The organism is Candidatus Methylomirabilota bacterium, from assembly GCA_027293415.1.
Taxonomy (GTDB): Bacteria; Methylomirabilota; Methylomirabilia; order Methylomirabilales; family CSP1-5; genus CSP1-5.
Genome location: JAPUFX010000016.1, coordinates 1 through 23,041 on the forward strand (window position 1 = coordinate 1; position 23,041 = coordinate 23,041).

At 60.4% G+C, this 23,041-nt stretch carries 26 protein-coding genes; 20 read left to right on the plus strand and 6 right to left on the minus strand.

Features of this window, described 5'->3' with window-relative positions; genetic code table 11:
• The 4 genes from O6929_01080 to mazG all read right to left on the minus strand — a co-directional run.
• Positions 1 to 202, minus strand: a 202-nt coding sequence (locus O6929_01080; GenBank protein MCZ6478988.1) for a hypothetical protein, incomplete at its 3' end; no start/stop codon positions are given.
• Positions 203 to 248: 46 nt separating this feature from the next.
• Entirely contained in the window at positions 249 to 1,556 is a 1,308-nt protein-coding gene (locus tag O6929_01085; GenBank protein ID MCZ6478989.1) for a nodulation protein NfeD, read from the minus strand.
• Between the two features lie 349 nt (positions 1,557 to 1,905).
• Positions 1,906 to 2,802 (minus strand): hypothetical protein, encoded by an 897-nt coding sequence (locus tag O6929_01090; protein ID MCZ6478990.1) that lies wholly within the window; start codon positions 2,800 to 2,802, stop codon positions 1,906 to 1,908.
• Positions 2,799 to 3,602 carry a nucleoside triphosphate pyrophosphohydrolase gene (mazG, locus tag O6929_01095; GenBank protein ID MCZ6478991.1) on the minus strand — a complete coding sequence of 268 codons (804 nt, stop codon included), beginning with the start codon at positions 3,600 to 3,602 and terminating at the stop codon, positions 2,799 to 2,801. Before mazG ends, O6929_01090 begins: the two co-directional genes overlap by 4 nt.
• Before the next feature lie 135 nt (positions 3,603 to 3,737).
• On the opposite strand from mazG, the gene O6929_01100 reads away from it, so the two are divergent.
• From O6929_01100 to O6929_01155, 12 genes are all read left to right on the plus strand, one after another.
• Positions 3,738 to 4,196 (plus strand): Fur family transcriptional regulator, encoded by a 459-nt coding sequence (locus O6929_01100; GenBank protein MCZ6478992.1) that lies wholly within the window; start codon positions 3,738 to 3,740, stop codon positions 4,194 to 4,196.
• On the plus strand, positions 4,193 to 4,888 hold the full coding sequence (locus O6929_01105) for a ZIP family metal transporter (protein ID MCZ6478993.1): 696 nt from the start codon (positions 4,193 to 4,195) through the stop codon (positions 4,886 to 4,888). Before O6929_01100 ends, O6929_01105 begins: the two co-directional genes overlap by 4 nt.
• Before the next feature lie 68 nt (positions 4,889 to 4,956).
• Positions 4,957 to 5,622 carry a lytic transglycosylase domain-containing protein gene (locus O6929_01110; protein ID MCZ6478994.1) on the plus strand — a complete coding sequence of 222 codons (666 nt, stop codon included), beginning with the start codon at positions 4,957 to 4,959 and terminating at the stop codon, positions 5,620 to 5,622.
• Positions 5,623 to 5,720: 98 nt separating this feature from the next.
• Positions 5,721 to 6,599, plus strand: a complete 879-nt coding sequence (locus tag O6929_01115; protein MCZ6478995.1) for a hypothetical protein — start codon at positions 5,721 to 5,723, stop codon at positions 6,597 to 6,599.
• Positions 6,600 to 6,765: 166 nt separating this feature from the next.
• Entirely contained in the window at positions 6,766 to 8,040 is a 1,275-nt protein-coding gene (locus tag O6929_01120; protein MCZ6478996.1) for a serine hydroxymethyltransferase, read from the plus strand.
• Complete coding sequence (nrdR, locus tag O6929_01125) at positions 8,037 to 8,513, plus strand: transcriptional regulator NrdR (protein MCZ6478997.1); 477 nt, start codon at positions 8,037 to 8,039, stop codon at positions 8,511 to 8,513. Before O6929_01120 ends, nrdR begins: the two co-directional genes overlap by 4 nt.
• Before the next feature lie 133 nt (positions 8,514 to 8,646).
• Positions 8,647 to 9,465 (plus strand): cytochrome c biogenesis protein CcsA, encoded by an 819-nt coding sequence (gene ccsA / locus O6929_01130; GenBank protein ID MCZ6478998.1) that lies wholly within the window; start codon positions 8,647 to 8,649, stop codon positions 9,463 to 9,465.
• A gap of 3 nt (positions 9,466 to 9,468) precedes the next feature.
• Positions 9,469 to 10,743: a glutamyl-tRNA reductase gene (gene hemA, locus O6929_01135; protein MCZ6478999.1), complete on the plus strand. Its 1,275-nt coding sequence runs from the start codon at positions 9,469 to 9,471 to the stop codon at positions 10,741 to 10,743.
• 92 nt (positions 10,744 to 10,835) lie between these two features.
• Positions 10,836 to 11,786 carry a hydroxymethylbilane synthase gene (hemC, locus tag O6929_01140; protein MCZ6479000.1) on the plus strand — a complete coding sequence of 317 codons (951 nt, stop codon included), beginning with the start codon at positions 10,836 to 10,838 and terminating at the stop codon, positions 11,784 to 11,786.
• A gap of 78 nt (positions 11,787 to 11,864) precedes the next feature.
• Positions 11,865 to 12,662 (plus strand): uroporphyrinogen-III synthase, encoded by a 798-nt coding sequence (locus O6929_01145; protein MCZ6479001.1) that lies wholly within the window; start codon positions 11,865 to 11,867, stop codon positions 12,660 to 12,662.
• 136 nt (positions 12,663 to 12,798) lie between these two features.
• Complete coding sequence (locus tag O6929_01150) at positions 12,799 to 13,032, plus strand: DUF4321 domain-containing protein (protein ID MCZ6479002.1); 234 nt, start codon at positions 12,799 to 12,801, stop codon at positions 13,030 to 13,032.
• 80 nt (positions 13,033 to 13,112) lie between these two features.
• Complete coding sequence (locus tag O6929_01155; protein ID MCZ6479003.1) at positions 13,113 to 13,697, plus strand: UbiX family flavin prenyltransferase; 585 nt, start codon at positions 13,113 to 13,115, stop codon at positions 13,695 to 13,697.
• Between the two features lie 5 nt (positions 13,698 to 13,702).
• On the opposite strand, the gene O6929_01160 is transcribed toward O6929_01155, so the two are convergent.
• Complete coding sequence (locus O6929_01160) at positions 13,703 to 14,017, minus strand: hypothetical protein (protein ID MCZ6479004.1); 315 nt, start codon at positions 14,015 to 14,017, stop codon at positions 13,703 to 13,705.
• A gap of 45 nt (positions 14,018 to 14,062) precedes the next feature.
• Here O6929_01160 and O6929_01165 point away from each other — a divergent pair, with 45 nt between their 5' ends.
• From O6929_01165 to tatC, 7 genes are all read left to right on the plus strand, one after another.
• The gene (locus tag O6929_01165; protein ID MCZ6479005.1) at positions 14,063 to 15,175 is read left to right on the plus strand and encodes a D-alanine--D-alanine ligase; all 1,113 of its coding nucleotides are present in this window, start codon (positions 14,063 to 14,065) and stop codon (positions 15,173 to 15,175) included.
• A 91-nt stretch (positions 15,176 to 15,266) separates the two neighbouring features.
• The gene (locus tag O6929_01170; protein ID MCZ6479006.1) at positions 15,267 to 15,881 is read left to right on the plus strand and encodes a DUF47 family protein; all 615 of its coding nucleotides are present in this window, start codon (positions 15,267 to 15,269) and stop codon (positions 15,879 to 15,881) included.
• Between the two features lie 129 nt (positions 15,882 to 16,010).
• The gene (locus tag O6929_01175) at positions 16,011 to 17,015 is read left to right on the plus strand and encodes an inorganic phosphate transporter (GenBank protein ID MCZ6479007.1); all 1,005 of its coding nucleotides are present in this window, start codon (positions 16,011 to 16,013) and stop codon (positions 17,013 to 17,015) included.
• Positions 17,016 to 17,033: 18 nt separating this feature from the next.
• Entirely contained in the window at positions 17,034 to 18,383 is a 1,350-nt protein-coding gene (gene trkA / locus O6929_01180) for a Trk system potassium transporter TrkA (GenBank protein ID MCZ6479008.1), read from the plus strand.
• A gap of 17 nt (positions 18,384 to 18,400) precedes the next feature.
• A complete protein-coding gene (locus O6929_01185) occupies positions 18,401 to 19,918 on the plus strand; it encodes a TrkH family potassium uptake protein (protein ID MCZ6479009.1) in 1,518 nt (505 codons plus the stop codon).
• A gap of 74 nt (positions 19,919 to 19,992) precedes the next feature.
• Complete coding sequence (gene tatA / locus O6929_01190) at positions 19,993 to 20,265, plus strand: twin-arginine translocase TatA/TatE family subunit (GenBank protein ID MCZ6479010.1); 273 nt, start codon at positions 19,993 to 19,995, stop codon at positions 20,263 to 20,265.
• On the plus strand, positions 20,255 to 21,052 hold the full coding sequence (gene tatC, locus O6929_01195) for a twin-arginine translocase subunit TatC (protein ID MCZ6479011.1): 798 nt from the start codon (positions 20,255 to 20,257) through the stop codon (positions 21,050 to 21,052). Before tatA ends, tatC begins: the two co-directional genes overlap by 11 nt.
• Before the next feature lie 54 nt (positions 21,053 to 21,106).
• Here the strand turns inward: tatC and nadA are convergent, their stop codons facing one another.
• A complete protein-coding gene (nadA, locus tag O6929_01200; protein ID MCZ6479012.1) occupies positions 21,107 to 22,060 on the minus strand; it encodes a quinolinate synthase NadA in 954 nt (317 codons plus the stop codon).
• Between the two features lie 91 nt (positions 22,061 to 22,151).
• Between nadA and nadC the strand changes: the two genes are divergently transcribed.
• Complete coding sequence (gene nadC / locus O6929_01205; GenBank protein MCZ6479013.1) at positions 22,152 to 23,033, plus strand: carboxylating nicotinate-nucleotide diphosphorylase; 882 nt, start codon at positions 22,152 to 22,154, stop codon at positions 23,031 to 23,033.
• Positions 23,034 to 23,041: the final 8 nt, after the last annotated feature.

Genomic DNA, 23,041 nt, shown 5'->3' on the forward strand with positions numbered 1-23,041 from the left:
TATCGATGAGGGGAATGAGGAGTACAATCCCCGGCCCGTTCCCTTCCCCTCCGGGATTAAAGATGGCCTTCGCTAACCTCCCGAAGCGGAAGATGACCGCCCGCTCGTATTCGTTCAAGATCCTGAGCGCCGTGGCGACAAAATACAGGAAGGCGACCAGGATGACGATCGCCCCGATATTAAAGGGGAAAATGCCCGGCATGATCCTTACCTCCCTGCCCTCTTTCGGGCAGCAAACCCCAGAGGATCTAGCCCGCCGTTCGGGCCTCCTGGGGGAGCTTTTTGACATTTAACGTTAACCCGTTGACCTCGGTGATTTCGACCTTCCCCCCGGCTTCTACCGCCTCCTCACACATGGCGTTCCACAGCTCTCCGCGGAGAGAGATTTGACCATCCGGCTTCAGCGGAGTCTTCGCCACGGCTGTGAGCCCGATGAGTCCTTCGCGACCTGTGGTCGGCTGTCGACGGTGAGCTCGGATGGCTGCGCCGACGATTAAGATGAAAAAGGCGGCGGTGGCAGCCGTCACCCCGATGATGGCAGAAAGAGAGATCTGCAGAAAAGGGGCAGGAGAATCGATCAACATCAAGGACCCCAGCAACATCGCCACAATACCTGCCGCCGTCAGGAGGCCATGGGAGGCCACCTGGAGTTCCAAGACAAAGAAGAGCAAGCCCAAGATAATCAGGAGCAGTCCTGCAATGTTGATGGGGAGGGCCTGAAACGCGTAGAAGGCGAGGATGAGAGAGATCCCACCCAGGACCCCCGGCAGGATGGCGCCGGGAGTGGACAACTCGAAATAGAGGCCGGCCATGCCCAGGAGCAAGAGCATGTATGCAATGGTCGGATTGGTGATGACCTTGAGGATCTTGTCCCGAAAAGTCATCTCGACCCTGACGGTTGTAGCCGCCTTGGTCTTCAGGGTGATCTTGCCGGCTCCGGTCTCGAGCACACGTCCGTCAACCTTCGCCAGAAGATCGTCAAGATCGTCCGCCACGAGATCGATGACCTTCAATTTGGCCGCCTCTTTCGCGGTGATTGAGACACTCTTGCGGACCGCTTTCTCCGCCCATTTGGCGTTCCGCCCCCGACGCTCAGCCAGGCCCCGGATGTAGGCAGCGGCATCGTTTTCGACCTTCTTCGCCATCTCCTCGTCCATCTCCCCGCCGCCCATTTGGACGGGATGGGCGGCCCCGATGTTCGTCCCGGGAGCCATGGCGGCCACATGGGCGGCGATGGTGATAAAGGTGCCCGCCGAAGCAGCCCTCGCCCCGCTGGGAGAGACATAGACGACGACCGGGACCGGGGATCGCAGAATTTCCTTGATAATGACCCGCATGGAGATATCAAGGCCGCCGGGAGTATCCAGTTCGATCACGATCGCCTGGGCTCTGCCCTCTTCTGCTTTCTTAATAGCGCCCACAATAAATTCCGCAGTGCTGGGCGCAATGATCCCGTCTACGCGGGCGACATAGACGTCGTCGGAACCCGCCCAGCCTGTCGGGATAAACAGGGCGGATAGGAGGGACAGCAGCAGAAAGGCGCGAATAACTTTCATATTCTTAGAGTACTCTGTGGCTTGAGAATTTGCAAGGCGTTCCCCTATGGGAAGATCCCCGCTGGGATGCTGTAACGCTGGGATGCTGGGAGGCTACAAAGAAGACAGGTGCGCCCGGATCGTACCCTGCAGCGCGCATCCAGCCTTCCAGCATCCTAGCCCGCATTATTCACGAACGGAGTGTCTTCGTGAATAATGCGCCTGCAGGTGCGGGCTCGGCCGCACCGGCAGGTTTCGACAGGCCGCTCCCGCGGCCTGCTCAAGGCTAGCCCTGAGCGACGCCCCGCAAACGCGGGGCGGAGTCGAAGCCCGGAGGGCAGATTATTCACTTCTATGTGAATAATCCGGGCTAGCGGCGTTTATTGGCTTCCCAGATGGTGAGCAGAGCGGGGGTGATGTCTGTGAGGGCGTGAATCCGGCGAACGAAACGTTCCTGCCCTTGCCCCCAGACCATGGTCGGCACGCGGTTCCAGGTGTGACCGGCGGTGCCGAGATCTTCGACGTTGCCATGGTCGCTGACAAGGACGAGGAGGTGCCGAGACAGATCCAGGCACTCGACCAGTCTGGAGACAAAGAGATCTAACCCCTCTAGGAGGGCAACCGCGCGATCCATGTCCTGGGCGTGGCCAGCCAGGTCGGTCTGAATGTATTCGTAATAGGTGAGATCATGTTCCGCGGTGATCTCTGCCAGACGCTGTGCTGCCTCCTCCGCAGAAAGTGGGGGAACCGAGTGGCCTCTGATCTTGAGTAGGTGGTTGGTGAAGTCATGGTGAAGGGCCTGGCCTTTGGTCAGGTCGTCCAGGTCCCGCAGCCGTATCCCCGCGGTTCTTGCGGCCACGGTGGTCACTGAGGGAAACCGGTGGCGTTGCAAGATGGAAGCGGGGAAGGCATTGGCACAAGCGACCCGTCCCCCGTGGAGGGAGAAGGTTCGAAAGAGAGAGTGCTCGGCGAGCAGGGAACTGAGGGTGGGTGTACAGAATCCCTGGATATGTCGGCCGGCCAGGAGGGGGGCGTTCAGGCCGGTCAGCAGTGCGGTCTGCCCTGTGGCACTCTGGGGGAGGCCTGGGACTCCAAGTGATGCGTCGGTCGGCACGACCAAGCAGCCATCGGTCACCGCAATCTGGTTCCGGAAGCAACGAAACCATCGAGTCCGGGCAACGGCGAGAGGATTTCGACCCTCATCCGGCTCACCCAGGCCAAGGCCGTCGACCAGAACAAGGAGGATACCCGCGGGAGGGAGATTCACCGGCCTCCCCTGGAATCCTCTCCGATCTTTGCTTCCCGCCAGAGCGCGTCCATCTCCTCCAGGCTGCTCTCTGCCAATGATTTTCCCTGCTCCGCGGTCGCCGATTCGATGTGGCGAAACCGGCGGCTAAACTTATCGATAGATTTTCGAAGGGCCTCTTCAGCATTGAGGTGGAGGAACCGAGCAAGGTTGACCAAGCTGAAGAGCATGTCTCCCATCTCTGACTCTACTGCTTCTGGTCCATTGCGAATCGCCGCCTTGAATTCGCGGAGCTCCTCCTCCACCTTGTGGAGAACTTCAGTGGTCTCTCCCCAGTCGAACCCCACTCTGGCCGCCTTGTCTTGCAAGCGCTGAGCGCGGAGGAGAGCAGGCAAGGTCTTGGGAACGCCCGTGAGGGCCGAGGCCTGGATTGCCCCACCCCGCTCGGCCTGCTTGAGCTTCTCCCAATTGGAGAGCACTTCTGCAGCGGTCTCTGCCCGGGTCTCGCCAAAGACGTGGGGGTGACGGCGGACGAGCTTGTCCGCGATGTTCTCGAGAACCTCATCCACGGTGAATTCTTCGAGCTCTGCGGCCACCTGGGCGTGAAACACCACCTGCAGGAGTAGATCTCCCAGTTCCTCTTGCAGCTTCTCTTTCCCTCCGTGATCCAGCGCCTCGAGAACCTCGTATGCCTCTTCGATGAGAAAGGGCTTGAGAGACTCCCGGGTCTGTTCCTGGTCCCAGGGACAGCCTCCGGGAGCCCGGAGCGTGGCCATAATGGTAACCAATCGTTCGAAAAGGGGTCCGCTTCTCTCGCTCATCTCAGGTCCCGTGTCCAGCCACGTATGTCGCTCCAGTATACACGCCTTTCCCGTGCCGACAAGGTCGGGCTCCGTTTCTGTTGACTCCCTCCACGACTTCGCTAGAATAGATTTGCAAATCATTTGCAATTTGCCATGCACAAGACACTTCAGCATATCAGGGTTCTCCTCGGCGCTCAGGGATACTTCTGGACGCAGGCGCGGGCGGCGGTCCTCACCGTCCTGACCACACACCCGAGTCCTCTGCGGGCAGAGGAAATCCATCGGGCGCTTCAGAATCGGCACATCAATCTCTCCTCTGTTTACCGAGCCCTCCGTCTTTTCGAGGCCCTCAGCATCGTCCGCCGGGTGGCGCTGGGGAAAGGAGCCCCGCGGTATGAGCTAACTGACGGCTACCGGGATCACCATCACCACCTGGTGTGTGATACGTGCGGGCGAATTGAGGATGTGACCACCTGCCCGGTCGAGGCTGGCCGCCTCACGCAACAGATCCAGAGACGAACCGGCTTTGCCGTTCGGTCCCACGTGCTCGAGCTCTTCGGTCTCTGTCGGTCCTGTCGTCGGAGAGGGGTCAGCACAACGGAGTCGGGATGATCTACTTGTATGCCACGATAGCCGGGCTATCTGACATTGTGGCCGGCTGGCTCGCCCTGCGGGGAATGACGGCGAAGGTCGAATCCCGGTACGTCATCGGGTTTGCGGCGGGAGTGTTACTGGCGGTTTGCTTTCTCGACATCCTCCCGGAAGTCAACCTCAAGGAGGATGCCCTCTTCCTGACCTTTGGGTTTCTCACGTTTTATGTGCTGGAAAAGGTCATGATGATCCATGCCTGCGGCGAGAGTGAATGCGAGACGCACGAGATCGGACCGGTGGCGGTCGTGGGGATGGCTCTGGACAACTTCGTGGATGGGGCCGGCATTGCGGTGGGCTTTCTCATCGATCCGCTGCTGGGGCTCAGCATTACCGTCGCTGTCGTCCTCCATGAGATCCCACAGGGAATTGCCTCTGCCCTGATCATGCAGGCGGCTGCGTGGAGCAAAACGCGCATTATCCTGGCCCTATCCCTGGCTGGCCTGCTCTACCCGCTCGGAGCCCTGCTGGCTGGGTTTATGCCCGTCCCGTTTCATCAAAAAGCCCTGGCCTTCATCGCCGGCGATTTTCTCTACATCGGGGCGAGCGATCTGCTGCCAGAAGCCCATCGGAAATTCAATTGGAAAGTTATCCTCTCGGTGGTAGGGGGGATGGCCCTGGTGGGAACCCTCCGGCTGTTCGTTCCTCTGGTGTAAGAGAGACGGTGCGGGGTCCGGCATAGGACTTGCACCGGACCGCGGCAGTCCATCATCGAGGGGGAACGATGCGGAAAGCGGCATACATCTTTGTTGGATTGCTCATCGCTGTATTCTTTCTCCCTGAATGCGCAACAGCAGAGAGCGGTACCCGGGTCTACCGGCATGTGGACGCCTCTGGTACAGTTCGCTACAGCAACATCCCTCTTCACCCCTCCTTGTCTTCCAGAAGCAGACATTCGCAGCCCTCTGGGAGTCTCCGGGCGCTGATCATGTCCGCCGCCAGTCGACACGGGATCAACGCTCGCCTGGTCGAAGCCATCATCGCTGTCGAGTCGGCCTTCAATCCCCGGGCGGTCTCACGCAAGGGAGCGATGGGACTCATGCAACTCATGCCCAAGACCGCGCGCCGGTACGCCGTTCGCAACCCCTTCGATCCCCTGCAAAACATTCAGGGAGGGCTACATTTGCTTCGGGATCTGCTTCACCGCTTTCAAGGAGACCTCCGTTTAGCACTGGCTGCCTATAATGCGGGGGAAAAAGCGGTAGTCGAGTATGACGGTATTCCCCCGTATCGCGAGACCCGCGAGTACGTCAAAAAGGTCTTACACCGATATGGCGGGGCCCCAATCATGTATCCTCGCGCCACTACCCCATACCGCATCTACCGGGTGATTGGCCCGAGAGGAATTCCCCGCTATAGTAATCCCCCGCCCCTTCTTACTCTCCGATAACACAATTCAGCAAAACCGTCGGCAGTTCGCGGTTGACAAGTTCGAGCGGGTAGAGTAGCATCAACTGCGTTAAGTGCGCAATTTTTAAGGATCCGAAGATGGTTCCCCGCCCGTCGCAGTACTATATTGATCAGATCAATCAGCACGAGTTCCACGGGTACGCCCTGTCGCGCTGGCTGTACTCCGGGCAGACCAAATTTCAGGCCATCGAGGTGGTCGAAAGTCCCAAATTCGGGAAGATGTTGATCCTCGATGGCAAGATCCAGTCGGCCGCTCTGGATGAGTATATCTTCCACGAGGTCCTGGCCCATCCGGCAATGCTCTGGCACCCGGAGCCCCGCCGGGTTCTGATTCTCGGCGGAGGGGAGGGGGCCACCCTCCGGGAGGTCTTACGGTACCGGACGGTGGAGGAAGTGGTGATGGTGGATCTGGATGAAGAAGTCGTCAAAGTCTGCCAGGAGTATCTCCCAGAATGGTCAGCGGGGGCCTTCGAGGACTCGAGGACAACGCTCGTGTGTGAGGATGCGCGTCAATTTCTTCAGCGGTCTGTTTCCCCTTTCGATGTGATCATTCATGACATCACCGATCCGGCCACCGTGGACTTTTCGGAGGCCTATTACCGGGCGATCCGACAACGCCTGGCCACTCGGGGGATCCTGGCCATGCAAGCGCTGGAGTGCACCGTGTCGGATTTTGAAGGCCACCTGACGATTCGGAAAGAGGTGGGGAAGGTCTTTCCCTGGCTCCTCTCGTACCGCGCCTACATTCCATCCTTCCGGGCCGATTGGGGGTTTATGCTGGCGACAACAGGAGAAGAGCTCATTCCCCTCTCCACGGGGAACTTGGCGGCCCGGATCAGTGAGCGATTGGGACCAGAGGCCAGACTCCGCTTTTACGGACCGGGGATGCATACAGCCCTGCACACGCTCCCTCGGGAGCTTGCCCATCTCATCGGCCAGAAGCCAGAATGGGGCTGAGGGGGATGCACAGAAAGCTGTCAGCAGTCAGCCATGTGCTTCCGACTTGGAAGGCAGGAGGCTTTGAGGCTTTCGGATCGGTGGCTGACTGTCGACTCTTGACCACTGATTTCTGATTACTGACTGCAGGCGGCTGACGTTTTGAGCCGGGACGGGTAAAGAGGAAATGGTGAAGCGACTCAGCGAGGTGGATCCGGAGATCGATGAGGCTATCCGCCTAGAGACCGCGCGGCAGGCAGATGGCCTTGAACTTATTGCCTCCGAAAACTTCGTGAGCGAAGCCGTGATGGAGGCCACCGGCTCGGTCATGACCAACAAGTACGCGGAGGGCTACCCTGGCCGACGCTACTATGGCGGCTGTGAGTTCGTCGATCGGGCCGAGACCGTGGCTATCGAACGCGCCAAGGCGCTGTTCGGCGCAGACCATGTCAATGTGCAACCCCACTCCGGGACCCAGGCCAACATGGCAGTCTACTTCTCCGTGCTCCAGCCGGGGGACACCATCATGGGTCTCAATCTGGCGCATGGCGGGCATCTGACCCATGGGAGCCCGGTGAACTTTTCCGGTCGCTTCTTCCAGGTCATTTCCTATGGTGTCCATCCCGAGACCGAACAGATTGACTTTGCGCAAGTGAAGCGGCTGGCCCAAGAGCACAGGCCGAAGATCATCGTGGTCGGCGGGAGTGCCTATCCTCGGATCCTCGATTTTGCCACGTTCAAAGAGATCGCTGTAGAGGTCGGGGCGATTATCATGGCCGACGTCGCGCATCCCGCCGGACTCATTGCCGCCAAACTTCACCCCTCCCCGATCCCCCATGCCGAGTTTGTCACGACCACGACCCACAAGACACTCCGGGGCCCCCGAGGGGGATTGATCATGTGTAAGCAGGAGTACGCAGCGGCCCTCAATAAAAACCTCTTTCCTGGGTTTCAGGGAGGCCCCCTGATGCACGTCATCGCGGCCAAGGCGGTGGCCTTCAAGGAGGCCTTGGGTGAGGAGTTCCGTCTCTACCAGCGGCAGATCCAGCGAAACGCGGTCGCGCTCGCCGAAGAGCTGAGCCGCCAGGGGTTTCGCCTGGTGGCGGGGGGGACGGATACCCACCTGATGCTGGTGGATCTCAGGCCAAAGCGGCTCACCGGAAAGGTGGCGGAGGCGGCGCTGGAGAAGGCGGGGATCACCGTGAACAAGAACGCCATCCCTTTCGATCCGGAAAAGCCCGCAGTGGGGAGTGGCATCCGAATCGGAACGCCGGCGGTGACGACGCGGGGGATGCGGGAGGAGGAGATGCGCCTCATCGGTCAGCTCGTTGCAGAGGTCCTCCAGGAGGCGGCGGATGAAGGCCGCCAGCGGCGCGTCAGAGGAAAGGTCCGCGAGCTGTGCCAGCAGTTTCCCCTCTACGCCGAGCGGCTCGGGCCCAAAGCGAAGGAGCACCAATCGTGAGGTGCCCCTTTTGCGGGCACATAGAGGAAAAGGTCGTGGACTCCCGGGAGGCCCGGGATGGAGGGGTGATTCGGCGGCGCCGGCACTGCCTCCACTGCGCGCGACGGTTCACCACCTACGAGCGGATCGAGGAAATTCAGTTCATGGTGGTGAAAAAGGACGGCCGTCGCGAACCCTTTGATCGTAATAAGGTTCTCAGCGGCCTGCTGAGGGCCACACAAAAAAGACCGGTAGGCGTCGCGGAACTCGAAAAAATCGCCGATGAGGTGGAGACGCGGCTCATGGAGAAGTCGGATCGGGAAATCGCCTCTCAAGAAATTGGAGAGCTGATCATGAACCACCTCTACCATTTGGACGAAGTGGCTTACGTCCGATTCGCCTCGGTCTACCGCCAGTTCAGAGACGTCAATGAGTTCGTGGAAGAAGTGAAGTCGCTGCTGGAGACCAGCCAGCGGCGGCCCCGTCGGTCGTAACTGACGGTTCACAGTTGACGGTTCATGGTTCATAGTTGACATGCCCTCCTGAGTCTCTTGGCACTAATCACTAATCACCAGTCACTAATCCTAATCACCATGAACTATGAACCGTGAACCCTGAACGAGGTCAATGACCATGGATGTGACCTTTTTCTACGGGGCACTCTTTCTGTATGTGGTGGGGACGCTCGCCTACTTGCTGCTCCTCTCGGTCAAGGGCGGCCTCCTCGCCCGGCTCGCCACTGCGGCGACGGTCGGCGGCTTTATGCTGCACACGGTGGCTTTACTCCTTCGTCTGGTCGCTGCCGGCCGCCCACCCCTTAGCAATACCTATGAGGCTCTTTCCTTCTTCGCGTGGGTCACGGTCCTGGTCTATCTCGGCTTGGAGTTCTGGTTCCAGCGCAAGGTCATGGGGGCCTTTGTCCTGCCGATTGTGTTGCTGGCCACCGCTGCGGCGGCCAGCCTGCCCAAGGGCCCGGGGTTACCCTCGGCCCTGGCCGGCACGGGGATCTGGCTGCATGTCACCTTCGTCCTGCTGGGCAATGCGGCCTTGGCACTGACCTGCGGCGTGGGGCTGATGTATTTGCTCCAAGAGCGGCAACTCAAGTCCAAGAGTCTCGGCCCGATGTATCACCGGCTTCCCTCCCTGGAATTTCTGGACGGCCTCGGGCACCGGGCGCTGCTGGTGGGTTTTCCCCTGCTCACGGTCGGGCTGGTGACCGGGGCACTGCAGGCCCAGGCGGCCTGGGGGCGGGTGCTGACCTGGGACCCCACCCAGGTCCTCTCCCTGCTCGCCTGGGTGATGTACGCGGGGCTGTTGCAGGCCCGGCTGACCGGGGGGTGGCGGGGGCGGAAGGCCGCGCTCTTGGCAGTGGTCAGTTTCTGTGCACTGCTCGTGACGTTTGTGGGGGTGAGTGTCCTGGTGGGCCGCCCCCATCTGGGCAACTGAGCCATGGTGATCCTGACGGTCGGGCTCAATCATACGACGGCGCCGGTCGAGATCCGGGAGCGGCTGCACATCCCGGATGCGCAGCTCCCGGCGGTGCTCGAGCGCTTGGGGCAGGAGGCCACGGTCCTCGAGCGGCTGGTGTTGTCGACCTGCAACCGCGTGGAGGTCTATGCGGTTACCCCGGACCCTGACAAGGCCCAGGCGGTGATCCCTCAGCTGTTGGCGGAGGGGACCCAGACCCCGCTTGCGCTCTTCCAGGATAGACTGTACCACCATCACCAGGAGGAAGCCGTGCGCCATGCCTTCCGGGTGGCTGCCAGCCTGGACTCCATGGTGATCGGGGAATCGCAGATCCTACACCAGGTGAAGGCGGCCTACCAGGTGGCCCAGGCCCAGGGGGCGACCGGCCCGATCCTGAACACCCTGATGACGCGGGCACTCGGGGTGGCGAAGAAGGTACGGACGGAGACAGGGATTGGCGAATCGCCGGTCTCGGTCCCGTCGGCCGCCATCGGGCTGGCCAAGTCAATCTTCGGGGAACTGAAGGACCGGCGGGTCCTCATCCTGGGGGCGGGAGAGATGGCGGAACTCGCGGCCCGGCACCTGCAGAGTGAGGAAGTCCAGGTGGTGCTGGTGGCCCATCGCAACTTCGACCGGGCGGTCGAGGTTGCTGCGCGGCTGCAAGGTCGGGCAGTGCGGTTCGACCAGATCCGGGACGAGCTGCGCCAGGCGGATATCGTGGTGAGTTCCACGGCCGCCCCGCATTACCTGCTGCACCGGGCTGATGTAGAGGAGTTGATTCGCCTGCGGCGCAATCGGCCCCTCTTTCTGATTGATATTGCGGTCCCCCGGGACATTGATCCCGAGGTGAACCAGATTGACAACGTCTACCTGTACGATATCGATGATCTCGAAGGGGTGGTGGCGAGCCATCGTCAGGACCGCGAGCGGGAGGCGGCGCAGGCGGAACTGTTGATCGAGCGCGAGGTGGCGAGCTTTCAACGGTGGCTCAAGAGCCTGGAGGTGGTGCCGACGATCGTGACGCTCAGGCGGCGGTTAGAAGAGATCCGCGAGATGGAGCTGGAGAAGGCGTTGAGTCGCCTGCAGGATCTCGGCCCCGCACAACAGGAGGTGGTGCGGACATTGGCCCACGGTATCATCAACAAGATCCTGCACCATCCTACCACCGAGCTCAAGCGACAGTCCGTCAACCGGGATGGGCTGCTCTATGTGAGCGCATTGCGCCGCCTCTTTGGCCTACAGGACGAGGACCGATGACCGACTTTGCACGTAGTGCGTGGCCCATGATGTCTGAGGGTTGATCGGTCAGTCGTAAATCACTACGAACCTCGCGGCATGAGCTGTGGACCATGAACCTTCAACTGCGGATTGGCACCAGAGGGAGCGTTCTAGCCGTTACCCAGGCGGAGCAAGTCGCCGCGGAGCTAAGGCGCAGATACTCGGACCTCGCTCCGGTGCTGGTGAAGATCAAGACAAGCGGTGATAAATTCGCCCACATTCCCCTGTCCCGAGTAGGAGGCAAGGGACTATTCATTAAGGAGATCGAGGAGGCGCTGCAGGACGAGCGAGTGGATCTGGCGGTCCACAGCATGAAAGATGTGCCAACCGAGATCACCTCGGGCCTGAGCATTGCTGCGATTCTCGAGAGGAAAAACCCATCCGATGCCCTCATTTCCCGGCAGGGAAAAAAGCTACATGCCTTACCGAGAGGCGCCAGGATCGGTACCAGTAGCCTCAGGCGGCAGGCGCAGCTCCTGCATTACCGGCCCGACCTCACCGTGGTCCCCCTGCGGGGGAACCTCGATACTCGAATCCGAAAGCTGAGGACCGAGACTCTCGACGCGGTGGTCGTTGCGGCGGCCGGCGTGTATCGGCTCGGGCGGCAAGATGAGATCACCGAGATCCTTTCCGCGGAGATCAGTCTCCCCGCCGTCGGCCAAGGGGCTCTAGGTCTGGAGGTCCGCGAAGAAGACCGGAAGACTCACAATTTGATCGCACCCTTGAACCACGGACCGAGCGCGCTGACGGTTGCCGCCGAGCGGGCCTTCCTTGCGCGCTTAGGGGGCGGATGCCAGGTGCCTATTGCCGCGTACGGACAGCTGGATGGGGATCAGCTTCATCTCACTGCCCTGGTGAGCATGCCGGATGGGACCGAAATAGTCCGCGGAGAGCGACAAGGCCCTTCCGCCCACGGGGAGGAGATCGGGATAGCCCTTGCGGAAGAGCTTCTGGGGCGGGGGGCGGAACGGATCCTCGAGGAGCTCTCACGTGTCGAGATTATACCCCCGGCCTCCCCGTAAACTGTTAACCGATGACCGACGACCGACGACTGAATGAAGACGGTCGGTCAACGGTCAACGGTCATCGCAGAGTGAACCATGAACCCAAAGCCCCTCATCGGTCGACGGATCGTGGTCACTCGAGCGCGAGAGCAGCAGAGTGAGTTCACAGAGCTCTTGGAGGGCTACGGGGCAGAGGTAATCGAATGTCCGACCATCGCCTTCCTTCCCCCCAAAGATTGGAGGACCCTGGACCAGGCGCTCGATCGTATTGGCAGCTATAACTGGGTGATCTTCACCAGCGCCAACGGGGTCCGCTTCTTTTTCGGACGGCTGCGGGAAAGGGGAAGAGATCAGCGGGTGCTGCACGGCATCAAGGTAGCCACTATTGGTCCAGCCACGGCAGCCGCCTTGCAAGAAGCCGGGATCCACCCAGATTTGGTTCCCGGGGAGTACCGCGCTGAGGCGATCCTGGAAGCATTGGACAGAGACCTCCAGGGGATGCGATTTCTCATCCCCAGGGCCGCAGAGGCGCGAGAGATTCTGCCTGCTGGTCTCAGGGACCGGGGGGCCGAGGTGGAGGTTGTGCCGGTGTATCGAACAGTGGGGGTGACCGACGAGTCTGGTACGGTTCTGGCTGATCTGCGGAGCGGGCAGATCGATGCGGTGACATTCACCAGCTCTTCGACCGTTGTGAACTTTGCCGAAATGTTTCCGGGAGAGGATCTGTCAGTGCTCTTCAAGGGGGTGACCATTGCCTGTATCGGGCCGATCACCGCCGAGACGGCGGGCCGCTACGGGCTTGCCGCGGACGTCATCCCGTCCGCATTCACGATCCCAAGTCTGGCGGAGGCCCTAGTCACGCATCTCGCGAATCGCACGCCCCCGCCAAGGTGATTTTGTCCCTTGCATCTCCCTCCCTTTCATGCCAGCATAGGAAAACCTCCGGCCTTCATGCCAAGGAAGCTATCGCCTGCGGAGAGAGGAGAAGAGGCCCCTGGCAAAAAAACCGGGCGGAACGACCGCTCTTGTTGTGATCCTCATTCTCGGGGCCCTCATCGGCACGGCCCTGGGAGAACTTATTGCGTACCTCTTTCCCGGTGGCATCCTAGAGCGAATCTTTGCACAAGGAATTACTCCTGGCCTTCAGCCGCCTGCTACTCTCGACCTCAAGATCCTTTCGCTGACCTTCGGTTTCACCGTCCGCATCAATCTTTCGAGTCTATTGGGGCTCCTGCTGGGTGCCTATCTGTATAAACAGTTCTGATTCCAGTTGACACCTTACAAGGCCCTATGCCATGTTTGCCGGGATCTGCTGGTCAGAGGGATCGAAGACAGGGCTAAAAAATGAGTGGATCGGGGCAGGGATTGATTCTGGCCATTACGGGGGCCAGCGGGGTCGCCATCGGGGTCCGCCTCCTCGAGGCATTGGCAGAGCGAGGAGAAGAGGTGCACCTCCTCATCTCGCCGGGGGCGGAGACCGTGATTCGGGAGGAGACCGGGCGCGCGGTCGGGGACCTCAAGGCGCTAGCCACCTTCTACCATTCTTCCCACGATCTGGCAGCTCCGCTCGCGAGCGGGTCCTATGTCTCTCCCCATGTCCGGGCCATGATCGTTGCACCCTGTTCCATGAAGACGTTGGCCGCCATTGCGTCTGGCTATGCAGAGAACCTGATCGGTCGGGCGGCGGATGTGACGCTCAAGGAAGGAAAGCGGCTGGTGCTTGTTCCCCGCGAGAGCCCCTTAAATCCTATCCATCTGGAGAACCTGTTGCGACTGGCTCGCCTCGGTGTGGCGATCGTCCCCCCAATCCCGCCGTTCTATCAGCTGCCGAGCACCGTGCCGGAGCTGCTGGACCAGATTGTTGGGCGGATCCTAGATCAGGTCGGACTTCATACCGATCTTAGCCGGCGATGGTCTGGACGTCGGTAAAGCGATCAACGGGCCGCCTCTCCATCGACGTTTCCCGCTTGGATATCTGCAATCACATGGCGGTGCTGGCGGACCATGAGGGTACGTACAGCCTGGGGCGAAGGGTCAGGGCCGAGAAGTTCCCGGTAGAGGGTCTTGATCCGGGCCACTACGGCGCCCCCCCGGTACGCGACAGTGAGAATATGAGGATCGTCCCGGTCCAGGTCTTCCGTCTGGATATGGTAAGTCTGCTCGCGCCAGGAGAAGTTCGTGTTGAAGCCGGGTACCATTGAGCCCTCCAGGTCAAGGTCGGCAAGCGTTACTTGCAAGTATGTTGCCACAGTTCGCAGCGGTCAAGGGAGCCGCATTCCGCAGGAGGAGGTCTGGTGGGAGGCGCACGGTTGAGGGTAGCAGTCCTCTTCGGTGGCCGATCAGGAGAACATGAGGTCTCACTCGCCTCGGCCCGATCGGTCTTGAACGCTCTGGACCGGTCCAGGTATGAGGTGGTTCCCATCGGGATTACCCCCGAAGGGGAATGGCTTTTGGTGGATGGGCCGGACCGACTGGCAGAGGGCAAGGGGACCAGGATCGGGATTGTCCCTGGGCTCTCAGGACGCCCGCTGGTGGGCATGGATCCGGATCGCGAGATGGGTCGATGGTTACAGGATACCCTCGATGTGGTTTTTCCCATCCTGCACGGCACGTATGGCGAGGATGGCACGGTCCAGGGGCTTTTGGAGCTTTTGGGCATGCCCTATGTCGGTGCTGGAGTCATGGCCTCTGCAATGGGTATGGACAAGGTCGCAATGAAAGCTGCCTTCCAGCAAGCCGGGTTGCCGGTGGCGCCTTTTCAGATCCTCATGATCAGGGCCTGGCGGGAAAACGCCGCTGCCCTCTTGAGCGCCCTGGACCAGCGCTTCGCATATCCAATCTTTGTCAAGCCCAGCAACCTCGGCTCTAGTGTGGGGGTGAGTAAGGCGACAGATGGTGAGGGTCTTCGTCACGCGATCGATGAGGCCTTTCGATACGACCGAAAGATCCTGATAGAGCAAGGTGTGGATTGTCGGGAAGTCGAATGCGGCGTCCTGGGTAACGATCACCCCGAGGCTTCGGTCGTCGGCGAGATCGTCCCAAAGCGGGACTGGTACGATTACCGGGCCAAGTATGAGCCGGGCATGAGCGAGGTCCAGATCCCGTCCCCCCTCTCCCCATCACTCACCCAGAAGATTCAAGCGCAGGCCATCGCGGCCTATCAGGCCATCGATTGTGCCGGGATGGCGCGAGTAGATTTCTTTCTGGAACGCGCAACAGAAGAGCCGTATGTGAATGAGGTCAATACCATCCCAGGCTTTACCGCAACGTCGGTGTACCCGAAGCTTTGGGAGGCCAGCGGGCTCAGCTACCCAGCCCTTTTGGACCGGCTGATTCAACTGGCGTTCGAGCGTCACGACGAGCGGCGTCAGTTGCTCACCACGTACGAGAGGCCCGAGGGCCGGTGAATTTCTTTACCGTCACCCCGCGTTGACAACCCCCTCGGGGGTTGGTAGGCTTCTTGACTGTTCTCAGATATCAGGAGAAAGGGTCGAATCCGTGTTCCGCTTCATCCCTCGCGATGAAAAATTCTTCGATCTCTTTGAGGCTGCTGCCCTGAATATTCAAGAGGGAGCCGCGGCCTTGAAGGAGATGGCCGAATCGGAGGGTGACTACGAAACGTGGTGGAGGCGGATAGAAGAGTACGAGCACGTGGGGGATCGGATCACCCATGACCTCATCAGAAGGCTGAACCAGACCTTTATCACTCCCCTGGATCGGGAGGATATCCACCAGCTCGGGAGTGGGCTGGACGACGTCATGGACCTCATCGAGGCGGGGGCAACCCGTCTCACCCTGTACAAGATCAAGCGGTGTACCACCGAGGCCAAGCACCTTGCCGCGCTGATTCACCAAATGGCCGAGGAGATCGTTCTCGCCGTCCAGAAGCTCAAGGACCTGAATAGTATCCTCTCTCATTGTGTCGAGATCAACCGCCTCGAGAATCTCGCCGACCAAGTCTCCCGAGATGCCATTGCCGCCCTCTTTACGGGAGGGCACGACCCTGTCGATATCATTAAGTGGAAAGAGATCTATGAGACCTTAGAGACGGCGACAGACCGCGGCGAGGACGTGGCCGACATTCTGGAACGGATCGTCCTCAAGAATGCCTAGTGCGATTTACAGTTCACCGTTGACGGATCACAGAGAAGCGGTTCGTCCCCTCGTCGGATCGTGTCGGGAGGCAGGCTCTCGGATGCGGTCAACGGTCAACGAGGAACGGTCAACCGGGCCACAGGTCCCATGAGCGAGCCCGGCTGGATTATCATCTTGGTGGTGGTGCTGGCGGTCGTCTTCGATTTCACCAATGGGTGGAACGATGCCGCCAATGCCATCGCCACCGTCGTCTCGACCCGGGTCCTCACTCCGATTCAGGCGGTCGTGCTCGCCGGGGTTCTAAACGTCGCAGGCGCGTTTTACTCGACGGCGGTGGCGAAGACGATTGGAACGGGGATCGTCGACCCCACCTTGATCACCCAGCTCACCGTGGCGGCGGCCCTTATCGGGGGTATCGCGTGGAATGGCTGGATGACGCTCATCGGAATGCCGATCAGCGCTTCCCACGCGCTGATTGGGGCAATCATGGGGGCAACGATCGCCCACGGGGGCGTGGGGATTTTAAACTTTCAGGGACTCAAGCCGATTTTCGCAGCGATGGTGCTCTCCCCCGCGCTGGGAATTGTGCTGGGTCTCCTGTTTATGGTGGGCCTCAGCTGGTTATTCTTTCGCACGAGCCCGGCGTGGGCCAATCCCCTCTTCCGCAAGCTGCAGGTCGTCTCGGTCAGCTTTATGGCCTTCGCCCACGGTACCGGGGACGCCCAGAAGGTAATGGGGGTCATCACGTTAGCGTTGGTCTCTGGCGGATACCTGTCGTCGGTGGAAGTCCCGTGGTGGGTGATCCTGATCGCGGCGCTGGCCATGGGACTCGGCACCGTCGTAGGCGGGTGGAAAGTCATCAAGACCCTGGGGCTCAAAATGCTGAAGATGCAACCGGTCCACGGCTTTGCGGCCGAAACCACAGCTGCGATGATAGTTATTGGGGCCTCGGACATGGGGGTGCCGGTGAGCACCACCCATACGATCACCACCTCCATTATGGGGGTTGGGGCCGCGCAGCGGCTGTCGGCGGTCCGCTGGGGATTGAGCCTCAAGATCCTGTACGCCTGGCTGTTTACACTTCCAGGGGCTGGCCTCGTTGCCTATGTAGCGTACCACGCTATTCATTTCGGGACGGCCTGGGCCCGGTGATGATTCGAGGAGGGTGACGTGCGGACGATCGTGGTTGGCGCCGGTGAGGTGGGCTATCACATTGCCAAGCGCCTGATTCAAGAAGGGCACGATGTGCTCATCATCGAGGAGAATGCCGCCATCAAAGAGCGGGTGGAAAAGGAACTGGATGATGTCCTGGTCATCCAGGGCCACGGGGCCTCTCCGACCGTCTTAGAGGAGGCGGAAGTGGCCAAGACCGACATGGTGATCGCGGTCACGGATGAGGACGAGGTGAACCTGGTCGCCTCTGTGCTGGCGAAGGAATACGGCGTCGCCACCACGATCGCCCGGGTCAGGAATCCGGAGTTGTCAGGCAGCCCGTTTCTCCGATCAGGGAGGCGTTTGGGCATCGACCTCGTGATCAATCCCAACCAAGCGGTGGCCGAGGAGATTGCCAAGCTGGTCCATGTCCCCGCGGCGGCAGAGGTGGCCTTTTTTGCCGAAGGCAAGGTGCAGCTCTTGGGAATCCGTGTGGGTGCCAAGGCTCCGGCCCTCGAGAAACGGCTGAAAGACCATGGCTCGTTTCAGGCTCAGCATCCCTTCCTGGTGACCGCCATATCCCGTAACGATGTTCTCCAGATCCCGACCGGTGAGACCGTCATCGAGCCCGGAGATCACCTGTACCTGGTGGCTCGTCGAGATGATATCCCCGACATCCTGACTTTTTTGGGGCGAGAGGAGGAACCACCGCGGGGGGTCCTGATCATCGGCGGGGGTCGGGTCGGGCTCCGTGTGGCGGAGCTCCTGGAAAACGAGGTGATTGATATCACGCTCATGGAGCGGAACCCCAGGCGGTGTGAGGAGCTCGCTGGATGCCTGAAAAAAGTCAAAGTCATCAAGGGAGACGGCACCGACAGCAAGGTCCTATTGGAAGAAGGGAGCGTCAAGATGGATGCCGTCGTCACCGTCTCTGACGACGAGGCTACCAACATCCTGGCGGCCCTCCTTGCAAAGCGGCAAGGGGCGAAGAAGGTCATCGCGCTCATTCAGCGACCTCACTTTCGCCAGCTGGCCCCCTCACTGGGGATCGACGCGGCCGTCAGTCCACGCCTCACCACCGCGAGCGTGATCCTCAGGTATGTCCGCGGCGGCCCGGTCGTCTCCCTGGTGGAAATGCCGGAATGGGATGCGGAGATCATGGAGCTCGTCGCCCTCCCCACCATGGCGATCGTGGGCCGCCCCCTGCGAGAGGTGAACATGCCCAAGGGGGCTATTGTGGCGGCCATTAAACGGGGAGAGCAGATAATCATACCCAAGGGGGACAGTCAAATCCTCGCCGACGACCACGTCATCCTCTTCACTCTCCCTGAAGTGATCCCAAAGGTGGAACGGCTCTTTAGCGGCTAAGTCGATCGGAGGGCCGGATGCAGATCGCCCCCATCCTCCGTGCCTTGAGCCTTCTTCTCCTCTGCCTTGCCGGGGCCATGAGCCTCCCCTTCCTGATTGCCCTCGTCACGGGCGTATCGGAGACCTTCCCGCTCTTCCTTTCCCTCATCTGCACAGCGGGGGGAGGAGTTCTCGGGTTGCTCGTGTCTCGCATCTCCAGAGAAGGAGGCGGGCTTCTCGGTTTCCTCACGTTTCGCCGCCGAACCGAAACCGTCCCTCGCACCGAAATCGGCCTTCGGGAGGGATTCGTTATCGTCACGGCAGCGTGGGTCCTTTTTTCCGCCTTTGGTGCCCTCCCCTTTTACTTCGCCGGCATGCTCCCCTCATACACCGATGCCTACTTCGAGGCCATGTCCGGCTTCACGACCACCGGGGCCACCGTCCTGACCAACATCGAAGGGCAACCCCTGGTCCTTCATTTCTGGCGTTCCTTCATGCAGTGGCTGGGGGGCATGGGAATTATCGTCCTTTCCCTGGCGATCCTCCCGATGTTGGGGGTGGGCGGGATGCAGCTCTATAAAGCCGAGGTGCCTGGACCGGTCCCGGACCGATTGGTGCCCAGGATCCGCCAGACGGCGAGGTTGCTCTGGGGGATCTACTTACTCCTGTCCGGTATTGAATTCCTCGTGCTCGTCTTGCTCGGGATGCCGCCCGTGGAGGCCCTGCTGCATACCTTCACGACCATGTCCACGGGAGGATTCTCTCCCAAGGCCGCGAGCATCGGTGCCTATCACAGTGCAGCCATCGAGATGGTTCTCATCCTCTTCATGTTCCTGGCCGGCGCCAATTTCGCGCTCCATTTCCAGGCCCTTCGAGGGAATTTCCGGATCTTTCGAGACCCTGAGTTTCGCTTCTATACCGTAAGCGTTCTGATCATCGTCATTGGTATGACTCTCGTCCTCTGGGGAAGGGTCTATCCGGATCTTTCCTCTGCCCTGCGCTACGGTGCCTTTCAAGTGGTCTCTATCGTGACCACGACGGGTTTTGCAACGGCCGACTACGCCACCTGGCCTTATGTTGCCCAGTTCCTCTTGTTGTGCCTGATGTTGCTCGGAGGGTGTGCCGGCTCCACCGCCGGGGCGGTCAAACAGGTGCGGAGCCTTCTGCTTTTCAAGGTGGCCTATGACCATATCTACAAGCTCGTTCATCCCAAGGCGGTCCGCCACGTGAAAATCGGAGGCAAGGTGGTGCCGAAGGAGGTCCTGGATGGCGTGCACGTCTTCGTGTTCCTCTACTTCTTGACCTTCTTCGTTGCCACCGCGAGCCTCACCCTGCTCGATATGGACTTGGTCACCGCGATAGGGGCGGTCGCGGCCAGCCTTGGGAATGTGGGGCCTGGGCTCGGCGGGGTGGGACCGGCGGAGACCTACGCGGCGATTCACCCCTTGGGAAAGTGGATCCTCAGTGCCTGTATGGTCTTGGGCCGTCTCGAACTCTTCACGGTGCTTGTTCTCTTCACCCCAGACCTCTGGCGTAGCCTCGTCTGGCGCAAATGAGGGGCAAATCTCCTTGACAGAGCAGGGTGCGGTGGCTACTCTCGATTTAGAGCGTTCAGTACAGGAGAAATCGCATGTTCGGCATCGGGATGCCCGAGCTGATCGTCATTTTCATCGTGGCCCTTTTGGTCTTTGGTCCGAAGAAGCTCCCGGACCTGGGCAAGGCCTTGGGCCGGGGGCTCGCGGAATTCAAGCGAGCTTCCGAGGATCTCAAGGAGAGCCTGACCACCGATTTCAGCTTGGAGGAAGAGGAAAAACCTCCAACGCAACCGCGTCCCCCCGCCGAAGGACCCTCTTCCCCTCCCGAGCCTCCTCCTTCCAAGGACGATCTGGCCGATGCCTCATGAGAAGATGCCCTTCCTCTCCCACCTGGAGGAGCTCCGAAAGCGCTTGATCGCCTCGCTCATCGCCATCGGCGTCGGCTTCGCCGTCTCCTTTCACTTCTCCGAGCAGATCATGGCTTTCCTCAAGCGCATTCTCACGACCAGCTTTGTCATCCAGAAAACTTACCCCTTCGTGGTCACCACCACGAAGCCCCCGCCACAGTTGATCTTCGTGGCGCCAGCCGAAGCCTTCTGGGCTCATATTAAAATCGGCTTTCTCGCCGGGCTCCTGCTGGCCATTCCCCTTATTCTTTACGAGTTGTGGCGTTTCGTCAGCCCTGGCCTTGTTGAGCGAGAGCGGCGCTACGCGCTCCCCTTTGTCGTCCTGGGGACCCTCTTCTTTTTTTTTGGCCTTTCCTTCTGCTATTTTGTCGTCCTCCCGTTCGCCATGGATTTCCTCCTCACTTATAAGACCGAGCATCTGACCCCGATGCTCTCTATCGGTCTCTTTATCGATTTCATCGTCAAGTTCCTCCTTGCCTTCGGCCTCATTTTTCAGCTCCCCCTCCTCATGAGCCTTGCGGCCCGGCTTGGTTTGGTCACCTCCAAGTTTCTCTCCCGCAACCGCAAGTACGCCATTCTGTTAAGCTTCGTGATCGCCGCCATCCTGACCCCCACCCCGGATATCTTCAACCAGACTCTCATGGCCGGTCCCCTCTGCCTCCTGTACGAGGTGGGGATCTGGGCTGTCCGGATCATCGAGAAGATGCGGCGCTCCCCCGCCCCGCAGGAGGCCCCTGAGGGGGTCTAGCGCTTGGTGCTGGATGATAACCTTGGGCTTTGGGGGGGAGAGAAAAGGGGAAGACTAGGCGAGCTCGAGCATCCGGTGGATAGCGGTCCGAGCGCTGGTGGCGATGTCCTCCGGGACCTTCACCTGAAAGACTGTCTCCTTGAGCGACCATAGGACCTTTTCCAGGGTGATCCGCTTCATGTATTCGCAGACCGCATCCTCCTTGAGAGGGACAAAGGCCTTATCTGGGTTGTCCTTTTGGAGGGGGTAGAGGATGCCGGTCTCGGTGGCCACGATGAATTTCATGGCTGGAGAAGCCTTGCTCCGCCGGATCATGCCGCTGGTGGAGAGGATGTGGATTCTGTCCTGCATGCCGGGCGCCTCTTGGGCAAAGGTCATACAGTTCGTAGTGCAACCGCACTCCGGATGGATGAAGATCTCCTCGGCATCCGGATGCAGGCGGAGGGCTTCTTCAAAGTGGCCGGGACGGATTCCGGCATGGACGTGGCACTCTCCCGGCCAGACCCGGATATTCTTCCGGCCGGTCACCCGGGCCACATAGTCGCCCAGGTACAGATCAGGGAGAAAGAGGATCTCCCGATCGGGGGGGACGGCTTGGACCACCTTGGCGGCGTTGGCCGAGGTACAGCAGTAGTCGCTTTCGGCCTTGACTTCGGCCGTGGTGTTCACGTATGACACCACGACCGCGGCGGGATGCGCTGCCTTCCACTGCCGAAGCTCGTCGGCCGTAATGGTTGCCGCCAAAGAGCAGCCTGCTTCGAGATCAGGGAGGAGGACGGTCTTGTCGGGACAGAGAATCGAGGCCGTCTCGGCCATGAAGTGGACGCCGCAGAAAACGATCAAGTCCACATCCGTCTCGGCTGCGGCTTGGGAGAGGCCCAGCGAATCTCCCGTAAAGTCAGCCACATCCTGCACTTCGGGCACTTGATAGTTATGGGCGAGGATGACGGCCTTCCGATCCCTCTTAAGTCGTAGGATTTCTTGGGTGATGGCGGTCTGATTCTCCATGGTCTTTCTCCAGGACGATCTTTCACCTATTATGTATGCTAGGAGAATTGCCACGGAGGGTCAAGGGCAAATCATTTTGGGAGGGTGAGTATTGGGCGAGTCGGAGCATACTCCGTTAGGGGGTACCATTCCCTTCCAGGTCCGTCACCTGATAGAGGTGGCACTGGAGGAGGACTTGGCCAGCGGGGATCCCACCACGGAGGCTCTGATCCTCGATCAGGAGCGGGGCAGAGCAGACGCCGTGGTCCGGGCGCCCGGCGTGGTGGCCGGGACGTGGGTCTTCGCCCAAGTCTTCACCACGCTCGACCCCAGCCTTCAGGTGGAACTGCTGGTTGTGGACGGGAGCCACGTCACCCAGGGAGAAAGCGTCGCTGTTGTGAGCGGTGCGCTCGCGAGTATTCTGAAGGCTGAACGGGTTGCCCTGAACTTTCTTCAGCGGATTTCGGGCATCGCCACCGAGACCGCCCGATACGTTGCCGCCGCGGCGGGACTTCCGGTTCGGATTGTGGATACCCGGAAGACCGCTCCGGGCATGCGGTGGCTGGACAAGTATGCTGTGCGGATGGGCGGGGGGTTCAATCACCGGCTGACCCTGAGCGACGGCATCCTGGTCAAAGACAACCACCTGGCGGTGGTCAGGGGCCGTGGAGAAACGTTTAAGACGATGTTAGGCCGACTCCGGGATCGAGCGAGCCATCTCCTCAAGGTCCAGGTGGAGGTCGAAACTTTGGAGGAGGCAACCGAGGCCGTCGAGGCCGGGGCGGATGCGCTGCTGCTGGATCAGATGTCTCTCGAGCACATGCAGGAAGTAGTTCGCCGATACAAGGGCAGGGTCCTGATCGAGGCCTCAGGGGGGGTCACGCTGGGAAATGTGCGTCAGGTCGCCGAGACGGGTGTGGATCTCATCTCTGTCGGGGCCCTCACCCACTCGCCTCGGGCCCTCGATATCAGTGTCGAGGTCCACCCCATCTGACCATGGTA

What these genes read in the sequence shown, in the direction of transcription:
- hemA (MCZ6478999.1), top strand. Translation starts at nt 9,469, where the DNA reads ATGGTGATCCTGACGGTCGGGCTCAATCATACGACGGCGCCGGTCGAG.
- O6929_01120 (MCZ6478996.1), top strand. Translation starts at nt 6,766, where the DNA reads ATGGTGAAGCGACTCAGCGAGGTGGATCCGGAGATCGATGAGGCTATC.
- O6929_01085 (MCZ6478989.1), bottom strand. Translation starts at nt 1,556, where the DNA reads ATGAAAGTTATTCGCGCCTTTCTGCTGCTGTCCCTCCTATCCGCCCTG.
- O6929_01105 (MCZ6478993.1), top strand. Translation starts at nt 4,193, where the DNA reads ATGATCTACTTGTATGCCACGATAGCCGGGCTATCTGACATTGTGGCC.
- O6929_01155 (MCZ6479003.1), top strand. Translation starts at nt 13,113, where the DNA reads ATGAGTGGATCGGGGCAGGGATTGATTCTGGCCATTACGGGGGCCAGC.
- O6929_01175 (MCZ6479007.1), top strand. Translation starts at nt 16,011, where the DNA reads ATGAGCGAGCCCGGCTGGATTATCATCTTGGTGGTGGTGCTGGCGGTC.
- nadA (MCZ6479012.1), bottom strand. Translation starts at nt 22,060, where the DNA reads ATGGAGAATCAGACCGCCATCACCCAAGAAATCCTACGACTTAAGAGG.
- tatA (MCZ6479010.1), top strand. Translation starts at nt 19,993, where the DNA reads ATGTTCGGCATCGGGATGCCCGAGCTGATCGTCATTTTCATCGTGGCC.
- O6929_01185 (MCZ6479009.1), top strand. Translation starts at nt 18,401, where the DNA reads ATGCAGATCGCCCCCATCCTCCGTGCCTTGAGCCTTCTTCTCCTCTGC.
- mazG (MCZ6478991.1), bottom strand. Translation starts at nt 3,602, where the DNA reads ATGAGCGAGAGAAGCGGACCCCTTTTCGAACGATTGGTTACCATTATG.
- tatC (MCZ6479011.1), top strand. Translation starts at nt 20,255, where the DNA reads ATGCCTCATGAGAAGATGCCCTTCCTCTCCCACCTGGAGGAGCTCCGA.
- O6929_01100 (MCZ6478992.1), top strand. Translation starts at nt 3,738, where the DNA reads ATGCACAAGACACTTCAGCATATCAGGGTTCTCCTCGGCGCTCAGGGA.
- hemC (MCZ6479000.1), top strand. Translation starts at nt 10,836, where the DNA reads ATGAACCTTCAACTGCGGATTGGCACCAGAGGGAGCGTTCTAGCCGTT.
- O6929_01145 (MCZ6479001.1), top strand. Translation starts at nt 11,865, where the DNA reads ATGAACCCAAAGCCCCTCATCGGTCGACGGATCGTGGTCACTCGAGCG.
- ccsA (MCZ6478998.1), top strand. Translation starts at nt 8,647, where the DNA reads ATGACCATGGATGTGACCTTTTTCTACGGGGCACTCTTTCTGTATGTG.
- O6929_01115 (MCZ6478995.1), top strand. Translation starts at nt 5,721, where the DNA reads ATGGTTCCCCGCCCGTCGCAGTACTATATTGATCAGATCAATCAGCAC.
- O6929_01110 (MCZ6478994.1), top strand. Translation starts at nt 4,957, where the DNA reads ATGCGGAAAGCGGCATACATCTTTGTTGGATTGCTCATCGCTGTATTC.